The sequence below is a fragment of the Lactobacillus sp. S2-2 genome, from assembly GCF_021698855.1.
In the GTDB taxonomy this organism is placed as follows: domain Bacteria; phylum Bacillota; class Bacilli; order Lactobacillales; family Lactobacillaceae; genus Fructilactobacillus.
In genome coordinates this window covers 41,206-57,432 of record NZ_WWFA01000007.1, presented here as the reverse complement: position 1 = coordinate 57,432, position 16,227 = coordinate 41,206, and the positions used below count along the sequence as shown (strand labels likewise).

The window sequence follows — 16,227 nt, the reverse complement described above, 5'->3', positions numbered from 1 at the left end:
GAAATCAAAATATAAACCACCGCGTTTATTTGTCTCCAATTTTAGATTTGTTTTTCGGAGAAATTTTGGCTTATGAAATCAATGAACATCCAACCACTAAAACAGTAATTACATCTTTGAAAAAAGCAATTAAAAAAATACCCAGTTTAGAATATCGAACCACAATCCATAGTGATCGAGGAATTCAATATCAAAGTTTGGAATGGAATGTTTTATTGAAAGAAAATAAATTCTTTAAAAGCATGTCCCGTAAAGGGACATGTCTAGATAATGCTTCAATGGAATCGTTTTTTCATCTTATGAAAACGGAAATGATGTTTAAAAAGTATCAAAGCAAAGAAGAACTAATTAGTGCAATGAAAGAATGGATTAGATATTATAATGAAGATAGAATTAAAACTAAATTAAAAGGCAAATCTCCGATTGAATATCGAAAATTTGCCTTAGCAAAAATATTAAATTAAGTTGTCCAACTTTTGGGGTTCACATCAATTAATCCTATTTTTTTATGGAGCTAATATTAGTGACCAGTTAATTTTTGTAGAATATGATGTATCATCTTTAATAGTTTTCCCAGGAACTTTTAATTTAAATTTTTTATTTTCAAAGTTTGAATTAAAGGTTTCTTTTGTTGTATTGTTAGAATCTCCTTTGTAATCAAAAATGGTTTGAGCAGAATTATTTGAGTCAGGAGCTAATGTTACTTTAGATGATGATAATCCACTAGTGTTATTACTATTAGATGTAACACTTCCTTTAGGAATTGTTAATGTTGCTCCAGTTAATTTATTTTTTTTACTATCTTGAAATTGGTTCATTTGTGCAGTTACATACCATCCAGAATTTTTATCGTTTCTACTATCATTAACACTTATTGGGTTGAATTTATTAGAGTCAGATTCATAAGTCTTATCACTAAATGCAATTTTATTATTTGAGAAATTGATAGTATTGGGAACTGATTTCAATGAAATATTTGGTTTAACAATACTAGCAGTTATTGTATTTGAATTTATATCATTAATTGAATATTTGGAGTTGATATCAGAAAATCCATTTATAGATGAATTTATTTTTAAGTTTGAACTTTGAGATAATGCTTTTAATCCAATTTTAATCGCTAACGTTTTATTGGGTTGAATACTTTGATTTTTACCAATATTTATTTGATAAGATCCATCTTCATTCTCAATTACTTTTGAATTTTTAATGACATTATTATCATTGGTAACTTTTAAATTATCCTTATTTACTTGAAATTGTTTAGGAATATTAATCTTAATGGTTGGATTATACAAGTTTTCGTCACTTTTATTTATGAAAGAAGCATTATATGTTGCATTGTCACCCATCCCGTAAGATATTTTTTTGGTGTTTTTATTATCTGTTAAATAATTATTTAATGTCCCCGTAGGAGTTTGCTTAACAATTTTTGTAGCAGTATCAGACTTTCCATCTAAATATCCATAAGCAGAAATTTTATTTTTAGCAGTTAGATATTTTCCTGATGGTAAAGAAAATGAATAAGTTCCATCGCTGCTTGTTTGAGTATGATATAAGTTTGAATTTGAACTAGATTGTCCCTTTAATGTTCCCTTTGGAATTGCTGGATCACCAGAAAATCTGATGAATGATCCAGGTCGTGCATGTCCTTTAATGATTTGACTATTTGGATCTTTGTGAACGGATGTTAAATCATTATCAATAGAAATATCTATATCAGGAATGTATGTGAATAATAGTCTTGAATAATTATGAGGTTTAAAAGTATTCTTAAAATCACTGGAAATTGAATGATCAGTACTATCTGCTGTTATTGAACCATTTATATCTGATTTTTTAAATGGAACGTTTACGTTAAAAATATTAGTCCATTCTTTACTAGACTTATCACTTTGATTATCTCTAATCCAAGCATAAATATGTTGAATTTTTGATTCTAATGATCCAGAAGTCATATAAATTAAATCAGTACTTGGATTTGTATTATTTTGTGCATTTAAATCTACTCGATTTGCATTATTTATAATGAATTTAGAATTACTTGCAAAATTTAGTAAGTCGTAGTTTGTACTACCAGAAGCATTTATTTCAAAATTTCCATTGTCATCAATATCAAATGTACTCCCTGAATTTGCGTTGATAATACTTCTTTTTCGTTTCGAGTCTAGATGTGTGTTTAATTTGAAAGTAGCATTATCGCTAACTAAAAATTTAGTGTTTTTAGCTAGTTCAATATTATTATTTAAAGTTCCTTTATCTGTACCATTATCATCAATGATAACGCTTGAATGTTTATCCATTTTAAATTCATTAGGTGTGTTTTTATTACCAGAACTTAAATCTATTGCAGATTGGATACCATTAGGTTTAGTTTTTATGTTTAATTGAGAATTCCTACCTGTTTCCAAATTACCTTGTAATGTTAGTGCAGCTTTTCCATATTCCCCTCCTTTATTTAGACCAATTTCTTCTCCACCAGAAGTTAGATTAACCTTGGAATTATCACCTAATGTTAATTTTCCGTCATAATATAAATAAAAAACTCCAGCATTTTCTGTTGATCCATTATAAGTTGATCCTTCATTGAAATTGATATTTGTTGCCTTAATATTTACTTGGTCTTTAAGAGTTGAATAGTACTTTTTATCAAAAGGTGAAAGATAATTATTAACAGATGTATTATTATTACCATCAAAATTTACTGTATATTTATATGAAGCAGTTAGTTGAGATCCTATGTAATTAACATTTTTAAATGTCATATTACCATTACCATAATTGTTGTTTTCATTTTATGTATAACCATTGGCTTGAAAAGGGCCATAATAATTTTGTCCATACATATTAACGTCATGAATATCCCAATTAATTGAGGACCCTTTTGGGACAGAACTCAAATTTGAAAAACATGTACCTCGAAAATCAATTGTATGATTATTACCATTAAAATCAATTGATCTTAATGGTATAAAATTACCTACTAATGAGCTTGTACTCTTATCATCATTAACAATATCGTTTTCAATATTCACTTTTGTAATAGTTTTATCGTTCATAGCTTCTTTTAATTGAGTTCAATTAGTAACATCTGATTAATAAGAACAGAATGGAAAAAGGGGGGGAGGTAATTATTTGAGATTAATATCAAAAATATTTTTCTGTTTCTTATTTGCATCGTCATATTCTGTTTGTGAGGGAGAATTGATTTCCGCTTCTGATTCAGCAGTTACATATGGTCATATAGGATTTAAAGATATTACACCGAACAATCTGGTGAATCCAGTTAATCCAAATATACCAAATTATGATGATACATTTAAAGATTTTTATTCATCACTATCAAAAGGTCATCAATATATTCAAGTTACCGATAAACGAACAAATGCAAATGGATGGGCTGTATCTGCTAAATTGCATAATGGATTTATAGATAGTGCAGAAGGTAAGCAAGCATTGACTGGTGCTTCAATTAATATTCCAAGTGGAACTGCAACAAATTCTCGTTATAATTCAGAAACTCAAGGTAGCAATAATTTAACTTCTAATAAAAATCTAGAATTAAGTAAAGATAGTGGTAGTCAAACAGTTATGCAAACAAGTAATGATAATAATGGTGTTGGTAAAGGTACATCAACTGATTACTGGGATGCAAAGGATGTCTATTTGAGAATTCCAAGAGATACAGCTAAAAGTGGTAAAACTTATACTACAACAATTGACTGGTCATTAACTGCAGGTGCTTAATAGTATGAATAAAGTAAAAAAAAATAATACCACTTTTTTTAAATTTATTATCTTGTTGTTAGTATCTATTTTTATAATATTTTTTAATAATTTTAATATAAATGCTAATAATTTAAATAATTCTGGTATTGGTTATAGTGTTTCTAAAATATCTACTAATCAAAAAGCAGATAAAAAATCTTCTTTTTATAATTTAAAATTGAAACCTAATAATACAAAAAGAATTTCAGCTAGAGTTTATAATTCAAAAAATAAGTCAATAGTAGTAAATACTAAAATATTAACAACTTTTACAAATGATAATGGTGCAATTGAATATACTAGTTCATTAAAAAAAGGTCAAAAATACGATAAAAGTTTAAAATATAAAGCTAGTGACTATATTAAAATTGATAAAAATGACCAAAAAATAAAAATTCAACCTAAAAGTAGTCGAGTTGTTCATGCAACTGTAACTATGCCTAAAAAAGCAACCGGAGTAATGCTTGGATCTTGGTATTTTAAAAATAGTAATCAAAAAAGTAAAACTAAGAGTAAAGGAGTAAGTATTAATAATGTTTACTCTTACGCTTTAGCGATTAAAATGAGTTCAACTGTTGAACCGATTCAAGTACCAGAATTGCACCTATTAGGTGTTAGTGTAGGTTTAGATAATTATAAAAAAGCTGTCTATGCTCAAATTCAAAATTATCGTCCCAATTTAATGAAAAAATTAAATGTTGATACAACTATTTTTAATAATACAACTGGAGAAAAAGTTCTTACTTCAAGTAAATCTGGAATGTCGATGGCACCAAATTCAAACTTTAAATATGCAACTTATGCTGGGGATTATCAGTTAAAAGCTGGTCAATACACAATGAAATTTCATGCAAGTAATAAAGGAAGAAATTGGTATTGGACTAAAGGATTTACGATTACTGATAAGCAAGCAAAAGATTTGAATAAAAATTCAATTAATGATCCAAAACCACCAATTAGTATTTGGTGGTATGTATTAGGAGTTATTTTATTAATGATTTTTGTTGCACTTATTACATGGTTAATTGTCTACCTAGTAATGAGAAAAAAACGTAAGGAGTAATATAATGCAATTAGCTAAGTATAAAAAAATATTTTTTTTATTGTTTACTCTAAGCATGATTTTATTTTTAAATCAATCTTTGATTGAGGCTGCTGATAAAACTACAACTAATAACATTGGTTTACATGGTTGGGGTGATAATCCAACTGATAAGAAAATGGCTGTTTATAATCGAAAACCAATTTATTTATATCGAAAAGCTAATTTTAATCAAAAAGATAGAATAACTTTTTATAGTAATAAACCAATGATTAATAAACCAATGTTTGTTACATTGAAATATGTTACTTCTTCTAAAAATAATGGTAGATATAAGGTTAGAGATGTAAACCATAAATCAGAGACTTATGGCAAAGTTGGATATATTACTGCTAAGAGTAGTTATGTTAGAAATGTTTATTATAATAAGCTAATTAAGCATAGAATTACAGTAACTTCGGCAAATGGAATCAACAGTTATCAAATTAAAGGATTGCAATCCAAGAATAAGCATTATTGCCAGGGAACAAAATTATCAGTAAAAAAAATCGTTAAGCATAATTTAACGACCAGATTAGTTTTAAAAAATGGTAACTATGTTACTGGTAATAAAAAATTAATTAGTTTTAATCAAAAAGAATATTCTAAAAAAGTTAAAACTAAAAGTAAAATTAATTTATATAAAGATGCTGATTTAAAGTATAAAAAAGCAACTATTAACAAAAATAAATTAATTAAAATTAATAAGACTTTGTATTCTCATGAGAATGATATGGGAATAAAAGGTACCAAACGTTACCAAGTTTCGAATGGTTATATTACTGGTAATAAAAAATTTTTCAATAAAAAGTAGTTCATTATAATGAACTACTTTTTTGCTTTATTGCCGAAAATGATTGAATTATGTAGAATTAAAAGCAGATTTTAAATTGAAGAAAGTGAGTATGTTAATGGAACGAGTTAAAAAGATTATTTTAGGAATTATCTTAGTTAGTTATTTTGTAATTATTCTAGATGATTCAATTATTTTCACAGCAACAGTTAAAATGGCATCAACACTTGATTTATCAAGTGTACAAATTGCGTGGGTTCAAAATTCATATGCTTTATTTTTTGGTGGATTATTGTTACTTGGTGGTCGAGTTGGTGATATGTGGGGTCGAAAAAAAATCTTTGAATTAGGACTGATTATTTTTGGAGTTAGTTCTTTGTTAATTGGATTTTCTTTTGATGGAACTTCGTTAATCATTTTTCGTGCTTTACAAGGAGCAGGAGCAGCAATTGTAGCTCCAACAACATTAGCTTTAATTATGGATAACTTTACTGGTTATGAAAGAACTAAAGCAATTTCTTGGTATGGGTCGATTGTTGGAATCGGTGGAGCTATTTCAATCGTTTTAGGTGGAATATTTGCTGCTAGTAATTGGCGAATTGGATTTTTTATTAATTTTCCGATTTGTTTAATTATTTGGTTCCTTTCTAGAAAATATTTACAAAATAGTGTTACACAAGCAGGTATGTTTGATTGGTGTGGAGCAATTGTTTCAATGATTGCGTTTTTCTTATTAATTTATACCATTGTTGGATCTGATAATTTTTGGTTAACTTTTAGTTTAGCAATTATTTTCTTTATTGTTTTATACTTAATTGAAAGAAAACATCAAAATCCTTTATTACCTTTAAGTCTTTTTAAGAATAAAGTTAGATTAGGAGCTTATCTTGGTAGAATGGGTTTTACTGCTTCTTACATGTCATTTTGGTTTTTTACACCAATGATGTTACAGAATTATCTTCATTTAGGTTCGATAGTTACAGGAATGGCATTTTTACCATTAACAGTTGTAACTTTTATTTTATCTATGCAAGTTCCCAAATTAACTAAAAAATTTAATAATGGAAAAGTTATGTTATTCGGTTTAACCATTTCGTTAATTGGAATGTTTTGGCTAACTTTTTATCAAGATGGATATTGGATTAGTTTATCAATTCCAATGATGGTTTTAGGAATCGGACAAGGTTTAGCACTTGCTCCATTAATGTCTGCAGCTTTATACCAAACTAATCAAAAAGATGCAGGGGCAGCTTCTGGTATGACAAATGTTACTCAACAATTAGGTGGAGCAATTGGAATTTCATTAGTTACGTTTGCGACAAGTCATTTGAGTGATCCTTTACTTAAATTTCAATCAGGGATGAAAGTTATTTTTGCTTTATTAGTATTTTCATTTTTATCAGCGTTAATTTTGGTTTTACCAACATATTTAAAAAAGAGATAAAAACTAATGTTCTTATCTCTTTTTTTTAAATAAAATTAACTAATAAAATATAAATTACAGTTCCAGAAAAGATAGATAATAAAGAATTCCTTTTCAATAGATATGTAATAATGACTATTAATGATGCAATAATTACATAAATTGTATGATAATTTAAATTTAATAACTCATCTTTAACAGCGTAAATAACCAACATTCCCATAATTGCAGCTGGTAAATATTGACCTAATTTTTGAATCAATTTTGAAGGATTACTTTTATAAAATAGAATAAATGGTGTAAATCTGGTAATCATTGTTCCTAAAACGGCAGCAAAAATAGTGATTATTTGTTCAGTGATTGTCATAAGTTTGGTCCTCCTTTTTAAAAGTAATCATTAAAATTACAATAATAATACTAATAAGCATAAATAGATTTTCACCAAAAATAAATAAAGAAGCTAAAGCTAATAAAAAACCAGTATATGAAAATAAATGATTTTTTTCTTTTAAGACTTGTTCTAAGAATAAAACAATGAATAATGCTGCCATGACAAAAGATAGTCCTTCAATTTTAACAGCAATTAAACTACCTAATAGACCACCTAAAAAAGCACCAAAAACCCAATAAAAATAATTTAAAATTGTAACTAATAAATAGATTTTATCCTTATTAAGTTTTTTTGGAGGATCAATGGAATAGTTAATTGAGAAAGTTTCATCACATAAAGCAAAAATCATGAAAAATTTTTTAATTCCTTTTACATTTGAATACTTATTTAACATGGATATTCCATAAAAAATATGTCGAGAATTGATTAGTAGAGTTAAGAAGAAGACAAAAAGTGGATTAAATTTAGTTAATAAAAGATTAGCCACTAAAAATTCAATGGAGCCACCAAAAATACTTGCAGCCATTAAGGTTGGATATAAGAAATTGAATCCTTCTGAGTTCATATAAATTCCATATGTAATACCTAAGAATAAAAAGCCAGTCATAACTGGGATTGTTTTTTGAAATGCAAATTTGAATGTTTTATCAAACATAATAATCACCTCTAAATTTTGAATTATAATAAGCATAAAGTCGATAAGGAATACAATCAATGATAAAATTGTATTCAACACAATTATTTAGGAGGTTTTTATGGATTTAAAATTAACTAATCAATATCCCTTAACTTGGAAACCTAAAATAGATAATTTGAAAAAGCCACTTTATCAATCATTGGTAACAAAAATGGAAGCAGATATAGAAGAAGGATTATTACTACCCCATTCAAAATTGCCACCACAAAGAGAACTTGCATACTATTTAGATGTTAGTTTTTCAACTATTTCTAGGGCATATAAATTAAGCCAACAAAAAGGTTTAACTTATGGAACAATTGGAAAAGGAACTTATATTTCTTCAAATGTTAATCAAAAAAATGCTAATTCAAGAAATAAAAATGAAGAAATTGATGATTTAGGATTTGTTTCTTCATTTGAGGAAACAAATTCATTGTTAAAAAGCACAATTAAAGAAAGTATGAATCAAAATAAGATTGAAGAACTATTAAATTATGAGAGCCCAACAGGTCTTGATAAGCATAAAAAAATTGCGATTAAATATTTAAAAAGAATTGGGATGAATTGTAATTACGAAAATACAATTATTTCCTCTGGAGGATTAAATTCGATTGCTATTGCATTGATTGGTTTGTTTCATTATGAAGATAAAATTATTGTAGATAAATATACCTTTGTTAATTTTATTAATTTATCACAATCATTAGGAATTAAATTAATTCCAGTAGATAGTGATGAGCATGGAATAAAAAGTGAGAAGATTGAACAATTATGTCGGTTATATCAGATTAAAGGAATTTATTTAATGGCTAATTATAATAATCCAACAACTTTTTCGATGTCAAAAAATCGCAAATTAGAAATTGCTGATATTATTAAGAAAAATAATTTAATTTTAATTGAAGATGATTATGCTAATTTTGTTAATGTATTTTCTGATACAAAAAATACATATATTAGTTCACTTGTTCCAGAACAATCAATTTATATTTGTAGCATGTCAAAAACAATTGCTTCTGGATTAAGAGTTTCTTTCATGCGATTTGCTAAACAATTTAAGAATAAATTAGAAAATACGATGTTTAATACTAATGTTAAAACGTCATCATTGAATGTAGATATTGTAACCAGAGCATTAGAAAATGGAATTGCCAATAAAATTATGCTGCAAAAAATAAAAATGGCTAAAGCAGCTAATCAAATATTTGATTCAATTTTCAATTCAAAAGAAAAGATTACAGAAAAGCATTATTTTTTCCGGATAATTCCAGTTACAAATGAAGTTGATAAGAATGATATTGAACAACTATGCTTAAGCAATAATATTAGAGTATTTCATTCAGATAATTTTTTAGTTGGTGAGAAAAGTGATAATGATCAATCATTTCTAAGAATTTCACTTGCTTCATATTCAGATAATGTAAAATTAAGAGATGTATTACGTAAATTGCATGATTTATTGGGAAAAGAAAATTTATTAATCTAAATAATGTGAGGTGGTATTTTGAATCAAAATGAAATTATGAATGTTGCAGCTGATACTGGCTCATTAATGCTTTTAGGTGGAGCTGAATCATTTCGGATTGAAGAAACAGTAGAACATGTCGGAAAATCTTTAGGTTTAGAACTTTCATGTTATGTTACTTTAACGGCTGTTTTTGTTTCAGCGGATGATTTGCCATTAACTAAAGTGGTAAAACCTAAATTATCAGGATTCAATTTACAAACAGTTGATGAAGTTAATTCGATTTCACGTAAATTAGAAAGTAAAGAAATTACTCCAGAAGAATATAAAAAAGAAATAAATAATATTCATCATTACGTTAAAGATTATTCGAAATGGTCACAATATTTAGCCGCTGGATTAGTATCAATGGCTCCCGTGTTTATTAATCAAGTTAAAATGATTGATTATCCGATTATGGCTATTTTTGGGATTTTTGGATTTATGATTTATAAATTTATTTCTAAATATTCTGAAACTCCTTATGTTGCTGAATTTATGGGAGGATTATTGGTGGCTATCTTTTCAATTATTTTAAATCAATTTGAATTAGTTGATCATTATCAATTGATTATGGTAGGAGCATTAATGCCACTAGTTCCTGGGACTGCAATAACAACATCAATTAGGGAAATAGTATCTGGTCATATGCTTTCTGGAATTGTTCGTTCTTTAAATGCAATTATTTCATTGTCTTCAATTGCTGCTGGTGCAATTGTTGGATTAGAAATGATTGAACATCTATTTAATTAAAGGAGGTACATAATGCAAAGTCTATTATTGAGTACAATTTTAGCAATTATTTCAAGTGTTTCCTTTAGTATTATTGCTAACGTTCCTAAACGGGCATTAGTACCAGCAGGAATTACTGGAGCTCTTTCATGGATAGGATACTATCTTATAAATGTTAATTTTCATAGTATTATGATTCCTAATTTGATTGGTGGATTGATTGTTGGAATCGTTGGAATGTATTTTGCAAAAAAAATTAAAGTCCCAGTTATTATGATATATATTGGATCTTTAATTTCTTTAGTGCCTGGTGGAATGGCTTTTTCTTCATTAGTTAGAATTCATCAATCAGGATTGGTGACAACATTTGGTGGTTTATTTAATGCTTTGATTGTAGCTATTGGAATAACTGTTGGTTTGGGAATCTCGACCTTTATTAATAATTTAATAAAATTTAAATTTAGTAAAAATAAGCAGTCTAAGTAGCTATAAGGACTGCTTTTAAAATATAAAAATTGTTATATTTTTAACAATTAGATAAATTATTTATATTTAATCTGGTTCATATATCTTGATTTAATAAGGTAATGTATTACAATATAATTGTGAATAAAAACACAATCTTGATTTGCTAAATTAAATTTAGGAGGAAAAGTTATGAAAGCAGCAGTTGTAAGAGATAATTCAGATGGTTATGTAGATATTAAAGATGTAGAGTTGAGACCTTTAAAACATGGTGAAGCATTAGTAGATGTTGAATACTGTGGTTTATGTCATACTGATTTGCATGTTGCAGCAGGTGATTTTGGAAAAGTTCCAGGTCGTATTATTGGACATGAAGGTGTCGGAAGAGTATCTAAAATTGCTGATGGTGTTACCAATTTAAAAATTGGTGATCGAGTTTCAATTGCATGGTTCTACAAAGGCTGTGGACACTGTGAATACTGTATTAGTGGTAATGAAACACTATGTAGAAATGTTGAAAATTCAGGATTTACAGTTGATGGTGCAATGGCAGAACAAGTAATTGTTGATGCTGATTATGCGGTTAAAGTTCCAGAAGGATTAGATCCAGTTGAAGCAACTTCATTAACTTGTGCTGGTGTAACTTCTTATAAAGCATTAAAGATTGGTGATACTAAACCAGGTCAATGGACTGAAGTTGTAGGTGCCGGTGGACTGGGGAATCTTGCCGTTCAATTAGCACATAATGTATTTGGTTCACACGTTGTAGCAGTTGATGGGAATGAAGATAAATTAAATGCCGCAAAAGAAAATGGTGCAGAATTATTAATTAATCGTCATGATGATGATGTTGATAAACAAATCCAAGAAAAAGTTGGCGGAGTTCATAGTTCAATTGTTACAGCTGTTAATAAAGATGCTTTTTCAACTGCTGTCAATGCATTGAGGCCTGATGGTACGCTTGTAGCTGTTGCTCTTCCTCAAGGTAATATGGAACTTAATATTGCTAAAACAGTTTTAGATGGAATTAAAGTTGCAGGATCACTTGTTGGAACTAGACAAGATTTAGCAGAGACTTTCCAATTTGGTGCAGAAGGTAAAATTAAGCCAATTGTTAAAACATGTAAGTTAGATGAAATTAACGATGTAATTGATTTAATGAAGCAAAATAAGATTGTTGGTCGTGTAGTTGTCGATTTTACTAAATAAATAAAAAGAACGTAATTTTATAAAATTACGTTCTTTTTATTTATTTAGGTTGTACTTAAAAATTAAGAATAAGTACTTTTATACAATAAGTTATGGAGGTATTGTATATGTTATTTTATTATTTTTGGTTTCAACAACTAAATTAATTATATCACAATATCTATTGAATTAATAATAAAATTTATGCTTATTTTTTTATGTTTATTTATATTAATTATTATATTGTGATTATTAAAATTAACTTTAATCAATCAAATATTTTAACAAAATATCATGTTGGTGATATTATAAAGATGTAAAAAGATGGAACGCAGAGGTTGAGTCTTCGGTTCCTAATCATTAATGATTACCTTTTAACCAACAAATTTTTGTTTGAAAGGAAGTTTTTGATTATGTCTAATGAATTACAAAGTCGTCGCAATTATGGTTTGGGTTTTGATCCATTCTTTGGTACTCTACAAGATAATTTCTTTGATTCATTTTTGTCAAAGGAATCAAGTCAAAGTTTGAAAACTGATATCCAAGAAAATGATCAAAATTATGAAGTTCAAGTTGAATTGTCTGGTGTTAAAAAAGATGATATCAATATGAACTACAGTAATGGTGTTTTAAATATTGATGCTAAGAAAGATTCTTTTACTGATCATAGTGATAAAGATGGAAACATGATGCTTTCAGAACGTAATTATGGATCATTAAGTAGAAGCTATCGTTTACCTAATGTTAATTCTGATGAAATTAATGCAAAATTTGAAAATGGTGTTTTGAAAGTTACATTGCCAAAGTTGACCAAATCACAAAATACAAATAATATTGAAATAAATTAGTTTAATTGTTTATTTAAAGAGAGTTATTACAAGTATGTTTTTTGTAATAACCCTCTTTTTTTACTGAATATTGTTTAAGTATTACATATTTACAAAAAGCTATTTTTATTTAAAGTTACTGTTATTCTTTTGTAATTTTCTGTATGGCATAATATGAAACAACGAATGAAAGACATCTAAATTTTACGGAAATAACTAGGAGGAATTTATTATTTTAAAATCAAAAAGTATTAAATCAGTAATTACATTAGGAACAGCTGCATTAGGATTATTCTTAGTAAGTGCAAATGCAGAAGCATCAACAAACCAAGTAACAGTTAAATCAGGAGATACAGTTGCAAAGATTGCTAATGCAAACAATGTTTCAATTGATTCAATTAAAAATGCCAATAATTTAAAAGATATCAACGTAATTTATGTGGGAGAACAATTAAACTTAACTAGTGAAGCTAGTCAAGCACAACCAAGTCAAAATATTCAATCACAAAATACGCAACAAACTAACCAAGTTCAATCAAATTAAACACAAACAAAGTATTCATCAAATGTATCTGGATCAGATAGTTCAGCTAAAGCATGGATTGCAAACCGTGAATCAGGTGGATCATATTCAGCCAGAAATGGACAATATGCAGGTAAGTATCAATTATCATCATCATACTTAAATGGTGACTATTCAGCAGCTAACCAAGAAAAAGTTGCAGATAATTATGTAAATAGTCGTTATGGGTCATGGAGTGCAGCTAAGTCATTTTGGCAAGCTAATGGTTGGTATTAATAAATTAAATAAAAAGATTCATTCTTATTGATTATAGGAATGAATCTTTTTTTGATGTTAAAATAATCTTATAGTTGAAATGTTCATAGAATATTTATTATTACTTTCTTCGATAATTCTAACACCACCATATATAAAACTAGATTCTCTTAAATCGTTTAAAGCGAAGTTGATATCATGTTCAGAATAAACATCTCTGAAGTAAGAAACTACATCTGCCACTTCAATAGATGAATGAGGACAATTATCTATGTATTTTATGCAGGATTCTAGACATTTTTCGTTGATTTTAAACATTTTAGGTTCTCCTATTTTTATATTTAGAGAGTTTTATGTTGAAAATTTATTTTTTAAAATAAAATTAGGATTTTGAACCATTATGGCGTTTTTAATTTTAGATATAAAAAATAGTTTTATATAACTAAAATTAAGTATAACAAATATTATAATAAATTATTATTATTTGAATTATATTTTTTATTTAATTTTAGTTATGCATGTTATTATTACAATAAAGGAGCGTTGCTATATGAATGATACTTTGAGGATAATTGGAGTTATTATTATAACTATCGGTCTTTGTGTATTCTTTTTAGGAAAACAATTTATTTTAATTAGATTGTTTTTTAAAGATCGAAGTATGTTTTCTCAATTATTTTGGGGAGCAATAATTTCTGCAATTGGATTATTTGTTTTATATTGTAGTGGAATATTCAACCAATAAAAAAGAGTCATCATGGGTTAGATAATTGAATCTAACTCATGATGACTTTTTTAATATTTCCATTTTTTATTAACATGATAATTTTTCTTTGTATAATTTATTTCTGGGTATGGAATCTGCATATTTTGATTAATTTTGCTTCTTCCAGTTGCATAATCAAAATCTAAATCAGGTTGAACGTTATATAAGAAACGATTGAAGTGTAACTTTTTATTTGTTGACTCAGCTTGTACTAAGACTCCACGAGCCATTAATTCATTACCACGATAAATAGGGGTTGCTCGATAAACTACTTTATAATTATTTTTTAATGCATTTCGAACTTTATTTTCTGTAATTTGCATTACTCTTTGATTAGAAAATGCAGTCTGTGTAAATAAGTTTTTGGGATTATCAATTGATCCGGTTAATCCGCGATGATAATTTCCATTGTTATCAAGATTGAAACTAAAAGTATAAGCAATTAAATGGCCACGATTGACAGGGAAGACACGAGTTCTATTTATTTTTTTAGGTTGATTAAACCAACCAGTTGGTTTAAAAGTTTGGGATTCTCGCCCTTTGGATTTACCTAAATTTTGTTTAGTTAGGTATGCAGTAGCACCTTTTGCTCGATTTAAATAATCTAATTTTTGATAATTTATATGTGGAACTTTATATTTGAATTCAGGTAATTTGGCATAATCATTATCAATAATTTTATAAGCTTGAGTTTTAGGTCGATATTCTAAATCTGCTAATTTTTTGGTGTTATTATTTTTATTTTGTTCAGTATTTTGAGGTAATAAATCATTGATCCAGACTTTGATATCGTCAAAATTATAGATAACAAAGAAAAGAATAATTATGATAATTGAAATAAATGATTTTCCTTTTGATTTCATGAATGAGAAGTCCTTTCGGGAATATTTTGCAAATACTTATTATAAGGGAATTATTTATTATTTTAAATAAAAAGAATTGACTTAGAGTTAACTTTAAGTTGTAAATTAAAAATAATCAATTGGAAGGGAGGCTTTTTGATGGATGAAAAACATTATTCAATTGGTGAATTTGCAAATATGACAGGATTATCAACGTATACACTTCGATATTATGAGCAAGAAGATTTGATTGTACCACAAAGAGATGAAAACAACCGAAGATATTATACAGTGCTCGATTTGAAATGGATTGGTTTTTTACTTCATCTTAAAGGGACCGGAATGACGATGGAACAAATTGAAGATTATGTTTCTTTAAGAAAACAAGGAGATCAAACAATTGATGAAAGAATTGATCTATTAAAGAATGTTCAAAAAGATAGTTTGGCAAAAATTGAAGAAATGCAGAAAAATTTAAAAGTATTAAGTGACAAAATTAATTGGTATGAAGGTAAAAAAAATAACACGATTAATGATGATTTTGAAACATACCAAAATAGAATTAATCAAGGAGATCAAAAAGATGAATGAAGAATTAAAACAAGGAAATATTTTTGGATTTGGAGCACCAAATGAAGCTTATGCCAAGTTTTTTATAGGAAATAGTTTTTTAAAGACCTTAGTTGCAGATGATGATATTGATGTTTCAGTGGGTAATGTTACTTTTGAACCTGGATGTCGAAATAATTGGCATGTTCATTTTGATTATCAAATTTTACTTGTTACTGGTGGAGAAGGATGGTATCAAGAAGCTGGTAAAGAAGCACGTAAATTAGTTCCAGGAGATGTAGTCGTTACAAAAAGTAATGTAAAACATTGGCATGGTGCTACTAAAAATAGTTGGTTTGAACATATTGCAATTACAAAAGGGAAATCAGAATTTTTAGAACCAGTTAGTGATGATGAATATAATCAATTGGAGGGATAAAT

20 protein-coding genes and 2 pseudogenes are annotated in these 16,227 nt (G+C 27.4%); 15 read left to right on the top strand and 7 right to left on the bottom strand.

Annotated elements, in window-relative coordinates; all coding sequences use genetic code 11:
* Positions 1-464: IS3 family transposase (locus GSH19_RS04925; RefSeq protein WP_237026992.1), on the top strand; the 464-nt coding region annotated here is incomplete at its 5' end.
* Between the two features lie 42 nt (positions 465-506).
* Here the strand turns inward: GSH19_RS04925 and GSH19_RS04920 are convergent.
* Both GSH19_RS04920 and GSH19_RS04915 read right to left on the bottom strand, forming a co-directional pair.
* Positions 507-2,765: a WxL domain-containing protein gene (locus GSH19_RS04920; protein WP_237026991.1), complete on the bottom strand. Its 2,259-nt coding sequence runs from the start codon at positions 2,763-2,765 to the stop codon at positions 507-509.
* A gap of 30 nt (positions 2,766-2,795) precedes the next feature.
* Positions 2,796-3,062 (bottom strand): annotated as a pseudogene (locus tag GSH19_RS04915) (pectate lyase-like adhesive domain-containing protein); the annotation flags it as partial.
* A gap of 73 nt (positions 3,063-3,135) precedes the next feature.
* Here GSH19_RS04915 and GSH19_RS04910 point away from each other — a divergent pair.
* The 4 genes from GSH19_RS04910 (at position 3,136) to GSH19_RS04895 (ending at position 7,086) form a co-directional block, all read left to right on the top strand.
* Entirely contained in the window at positions 3,136-3,747 is a 612-nt protein-coding gene (locus tag GSH19_RS04910; RefSeq protein ID WP_237026988.1) for a WxL domain-containing protein, read from the top strand.
* A gap of 4 nt (positions 3,748-3,751) precedes the next feature.
* Positions 3,752-4,831, top strand: a complete 1,080-nt coding sequence (locus tag GSH19_RS04905; RefSeq protein WP_237026987.1) for a DUF916 and DUF3324 domain-containing protein — start codon at positions 3,752-3,754, stop codon at positions 4,829-4,831.
* 4 nt (positions 4,832-4,835) lie between these two features.
* Positions 4,836-5,663 (top strand): DUF5776 domain-containing protein, encoded by an 828-nt coding sequence (locus GSH19_RS04900; protein ID WP_237026986.1) that lies wholly within the window; start codon positions 4,836-4,838, stop codon positions 5,661-5,663.
* A 97-nt stretch (positions 5,664-5,760) separates the two neighbouring features.
* Positions 5,761-7,086 (top strand): MFS transporter, encoded by a 1,326-nt coding sequence (locus tag GSH19_RS04895; protein WP_237026984.1) that lies wholly within the window; start codon positions 5,761-5,763, stop codon positions 7,084-7,086.
* A 25-nt stretch (positions 7,087-7,111) separates the two neighbouring features.
* Here GSH19_RS04895 and GSH19_RS04890 read toward each other — a convergent pair whose 3' ends face one another.
* Both GSH19_RS04890 and GSH19_RS04885 read right to left on the bottom strand, forming a co-directional pair.
* Entirely contained in the window at positions 7,112-7,432 is a 321-nt protein-coding gene (locus GSH19_RS04890; RefSeq protein ID WP_237026983.1) for a branched-chain amino acid transporter permease, read from the bottom strand.
* Positions 7,419-8,111: an AzlC family ABC transporter permease gene (locus GSH19_RS04885; RefSeq protein ID WP_237026982.1), complete on the bottom strand. Its 693-nt coding sequence runs from the start codon at positions 8,109-8,111 to the stop codon at positions 7,419-7,421. Before GSH19_RS04885 ends, GSH19_RS04890 begins: the two co-directional genes overlap by 14 nt.
* A gap of 100 nt (positions 8,112-8,211) precedes the next feature.
* Between GSH19_RS04885 and GSH19_RS04880 the strand changes: the two genes are divergently transcribed.
* The 5 genes from GSH19_RS04880 to GSH19_RS04860 all read left to right on the top strand — a co-directional run bounded on the left by GSH19_RS04880 (position 8,212) and on the right by GSH19_RS04860 (position 12,872).
* Positions 8,212-9,621, top strand: coding sequence for a PLP-dependent aminotransferase family protein (locus GSH19_RS04880; RefSeq protein WP_237026981.1), 1,410 nt, complete (start codon positions 8,212-8,214; stop codon positions 9,619-9,621).
* Positions 9,622-9,639: 18 nt separating this feature from the next.
* On the top strand, positions 9,640-10,392 hold the full coding sequence (locus GSH19_RS04875; protein WP_237026980.1) for a threonine/serine exporter ThrE family protein: 753 nt from the start codon (positions 9,640-9,642) through the stop codon (positions 10,390-10,392).
* 12 nt (positions 10,393-10,404) lie between these two features.
* The gene (locus GSH19_RS04870) at positions 10,405-10,857 is read left to right on the top strand and encodes a threonine/serine exporter family protein (RefSeq protein ID WP_237026979.1); all 453 of its coding nucleotides are present in this window, start codon (positions 10,405-10,407) and stop codon (positions 10,855-10,857) included.
* A gap of 171 nt (positions 10,858-11,028) precedes the next feature.
* On the top strand, positions 11,029-12,045 hold the full coding sequence (gene adhP, locus GSH19_RS04865) for an alcohol dehydrogenase AdhP (RefSeq protein ID WP_237026978.1): 1,017 nt from the start codon (positions 11,029-11,031) through the stop codon (positions 12,043-12,045).
* Positions 12,046-12,437: 392 nt separating this feature from the next.
* A complete protein-coding gene (locus GSH19_RS04860) occupies positions 12,438-12,872 on the top strand; it encodes an Hsp20/alpha crystallin family protein (protein WP_237026977.1) in 435 nt (144 codons plus the stop codon).
* A 195-nt stretch (positions 12,873-13,067) separates the two neighbouring features.
* Here GSH19_RS04860 and GSH19_RS07270 read toward each other — a convergent pair whose 3' ends face one another.
* Positions 13,068-13,262 carry a hypothetical protein gene (locus tag GSH19_RS07270; RefSeq protein ID WP_370636159.1) on the bottom strand — a complete coding sequence of 65 codons (195 nt, stop codon included), beginning with the start codon at positions 13,260-13,262 and terminating at the stop codon, positions 13,068-13,070.
* On the opposite strand from GSH19_RS07270, the gene GSH19_RS07265 reads away from it, so the two are divergent.
* The gene (locus GSH19_RS07265; RefSeq protein WP_370636161.1) at positions 13,216-13,395 is read left to right on the top strand and encodes a LysM peptidoglycan-binding domain-containing protein; all 180 of its coding nucleotides are present in this window, start codon (positions 13,216-13,218) and stop codon (positions 13,393-13,395) included. The genes GSH19_RS07270 and GSH19_RS07265 overlap by 47 nt on opposite strands.
* A pseudogene (locus GSH19_RS07260) lies at positions 13,396-13,650 on the top strand (hypothetical protein); the annotation flags it as partial. It abuts the gene before it with no gap.
* Between the two features lie 57 nt (positions 13,651-13,707).
* Here the strand turns inward: GSH19_RS07260 and GSH19_RS04850 are convergent.
* Positions 13,708-13,872 (bottom strand): hypothetical protein, encoded by a 165-nt coding sequence (locus GSH19_RS04850; protein ID WP_237026976.1) that lies wholly within the window; start codon positions 13,870-13,872, stop codon positions 13,708-13,710.
* A 307-nt stretch (positions 13,873-14,179) separates the two neighbouring features.
* Here GSH19_RS04850 and GSH19_RS04845 point away from each other — a divergent pair, with 307 nt between their 5' ends.
* Complete coding sequence (locus GSH19_RS04845) at positions 14,180-14,374, top strand: hypothetical protein (RefSeq protein ID WP_237026975.1); 195 nt, start codon at positions 14,180-14,182, stop codon at positions 14,372-14,374.
* Between the two features lie 50 nt (positions 14,375-14,424).
* Here the strand turns inward: GSH19_RS04845 and GSH19_RS04840 are convergent, their stop codons facing one another.
* Positions 14,425-15,258, bottom strand: a complete 834-nt coding sequence (locus GSH19_RS04840; protein ID WP_237026974.1) for a DNA/RNA non-specific endonuclease — start codon at positions 15,256-15,258, stop codon at positions 14,425-14,427.
* Between the two features lie 138 nt (positions 15,259-15,396).
* Between GSH19_RS04840 and GSH19_RS04835 the strand changes: the two genes are divergently transcribed.
* Complete coding sequence (locus tag GSH19_RS04835) at positions 15,397-15,828, top strand: MerR family transcriptional regulator (RefSeq protein WP_237026973.1); 432 nt, start codon at positions 15,397-15,399, stop codon at positions 15,826-15,828.
* Positions 15,821-16,225: a cupin domain-containing protein gene (locus GSH19_RS04830; RefSeq protein ID WP_237026972.1), complete on the top strand. Its 405-nt coding sequence runs from the start codon at positions 15,821-15,823 to the stop codon at positions 16,223-16,225. The genes GSH19_RS04835 and GSH19_RS04830 overlap by 8 nt, the downstream gene beginning before the upstream one ends.
* The last annotated feature ends 2 nt before the right edge of the window (positions 16,226-16,227 follow it).

What these genes read in the sequence shown, in the direction of transcription:
- GSH19_RS04920 (WP_237026991.1), bottom strand. Translation starts at nt 2,765, where the DNA reads ATGACATTTAAAAATGTTAATTACATAGGATCTCAACTAACTGCTTCA.
- GSH19_RS04905 (WP_237026987.1), top strand. Translation starts at nt 3,752, where the DNA reads ATGAATAAAGTAAAAAAAAATAATACCACTTTTTTTAAATTTATTATC.
- GSH19_RS04900 (WP_237026986.1), top strand. Translation starts at nt 4,836, where the DNA reads ATGCAATTAGCTAAGTATAAAAAAATATTTTTTTTATTGTTTACTCTA.
- GSH19_RS04895 (WP_237026984.1), top strand. Translation starts at nt 5,761, where the DNA reads ATGGAACGAGTTAAAAAGATTATTTTAGGAATTATCTTAGTTAGTTAT.
- GSH19_RS04890 (WP_237026983.1), bottom strand. Translation starts at nt 7,432, where the DNA reads ATGACAATCACTGAACAAATAATCACTATTTTTGCTGCCGTTTTAGGA.
- GSH19_RS04885 (WP_237026982.1), bottom strand. Translation starts at nt 8,111, where the DNA reads ATGTTTGATAAAACATTCAAATTTGCATTTCAAAAAACAATCCCAGTT.
- GSH19_RS04880 (WP_237026981.1), top strand. Translation starts at nt 8,212, where the DNA reads ATGGATTTAAAATTAACTAATCAATATCCCTTAACTTGGAAACCTAAA.
- GSH19_RS04870 (WP_237026979.1), top strand. Translation starts at nt 10,405, where the DNA reads ATGCAAAGTCTATTATTGAGTACAATTTTAGCAATTATTTCAAGTGTT.
- adhP (WP_237026978.1), top strand. Translation starts at nt 11,029, where the DNA reads ATGAAAGCAGCAGTTGTAAGAGATAATTCAGATGGTTATGTAGATATT.
- GSH19_RS04860 (WP_237026977.1), top strand. Translation starts at nt 12,438, where the DNA reads ATGTCTAATGAATTACAAAGTCGTCGCAATTATGGTTTGGGTTTTGAT.
- GSH19_RS04845 (WP_237026975.1), top strand. Translation starts at nt 14,180, where the DNA reads ATGAATGATACTTTGAGGATAATTGGAGTTATTATTATAACTATCGGT.
- GSH19_RS04840 (WP_237026974.1), bottom strand. Translation starts at nt 15,258, where the DNA reads ATGAAATCAAAAGGAAAATCATTTATTTCAATTATCATAATTATTCTT.
- GSH19_RS04835 (WP_237026973.1), top strand. Translation starts at nt 15,397, where the DNA reads ATGGATGAAAAACATTATTCAATTGGTGAATTTGCAAATATGACAGGA.
- GSH19_RS04830 (WP_237026972.1), top strand. Translation starts at nt 15,821, where the DNA reads ATGAATGAAGAATTAAAACAAGGAAATATTTTTGGATTTGGAGCACCA.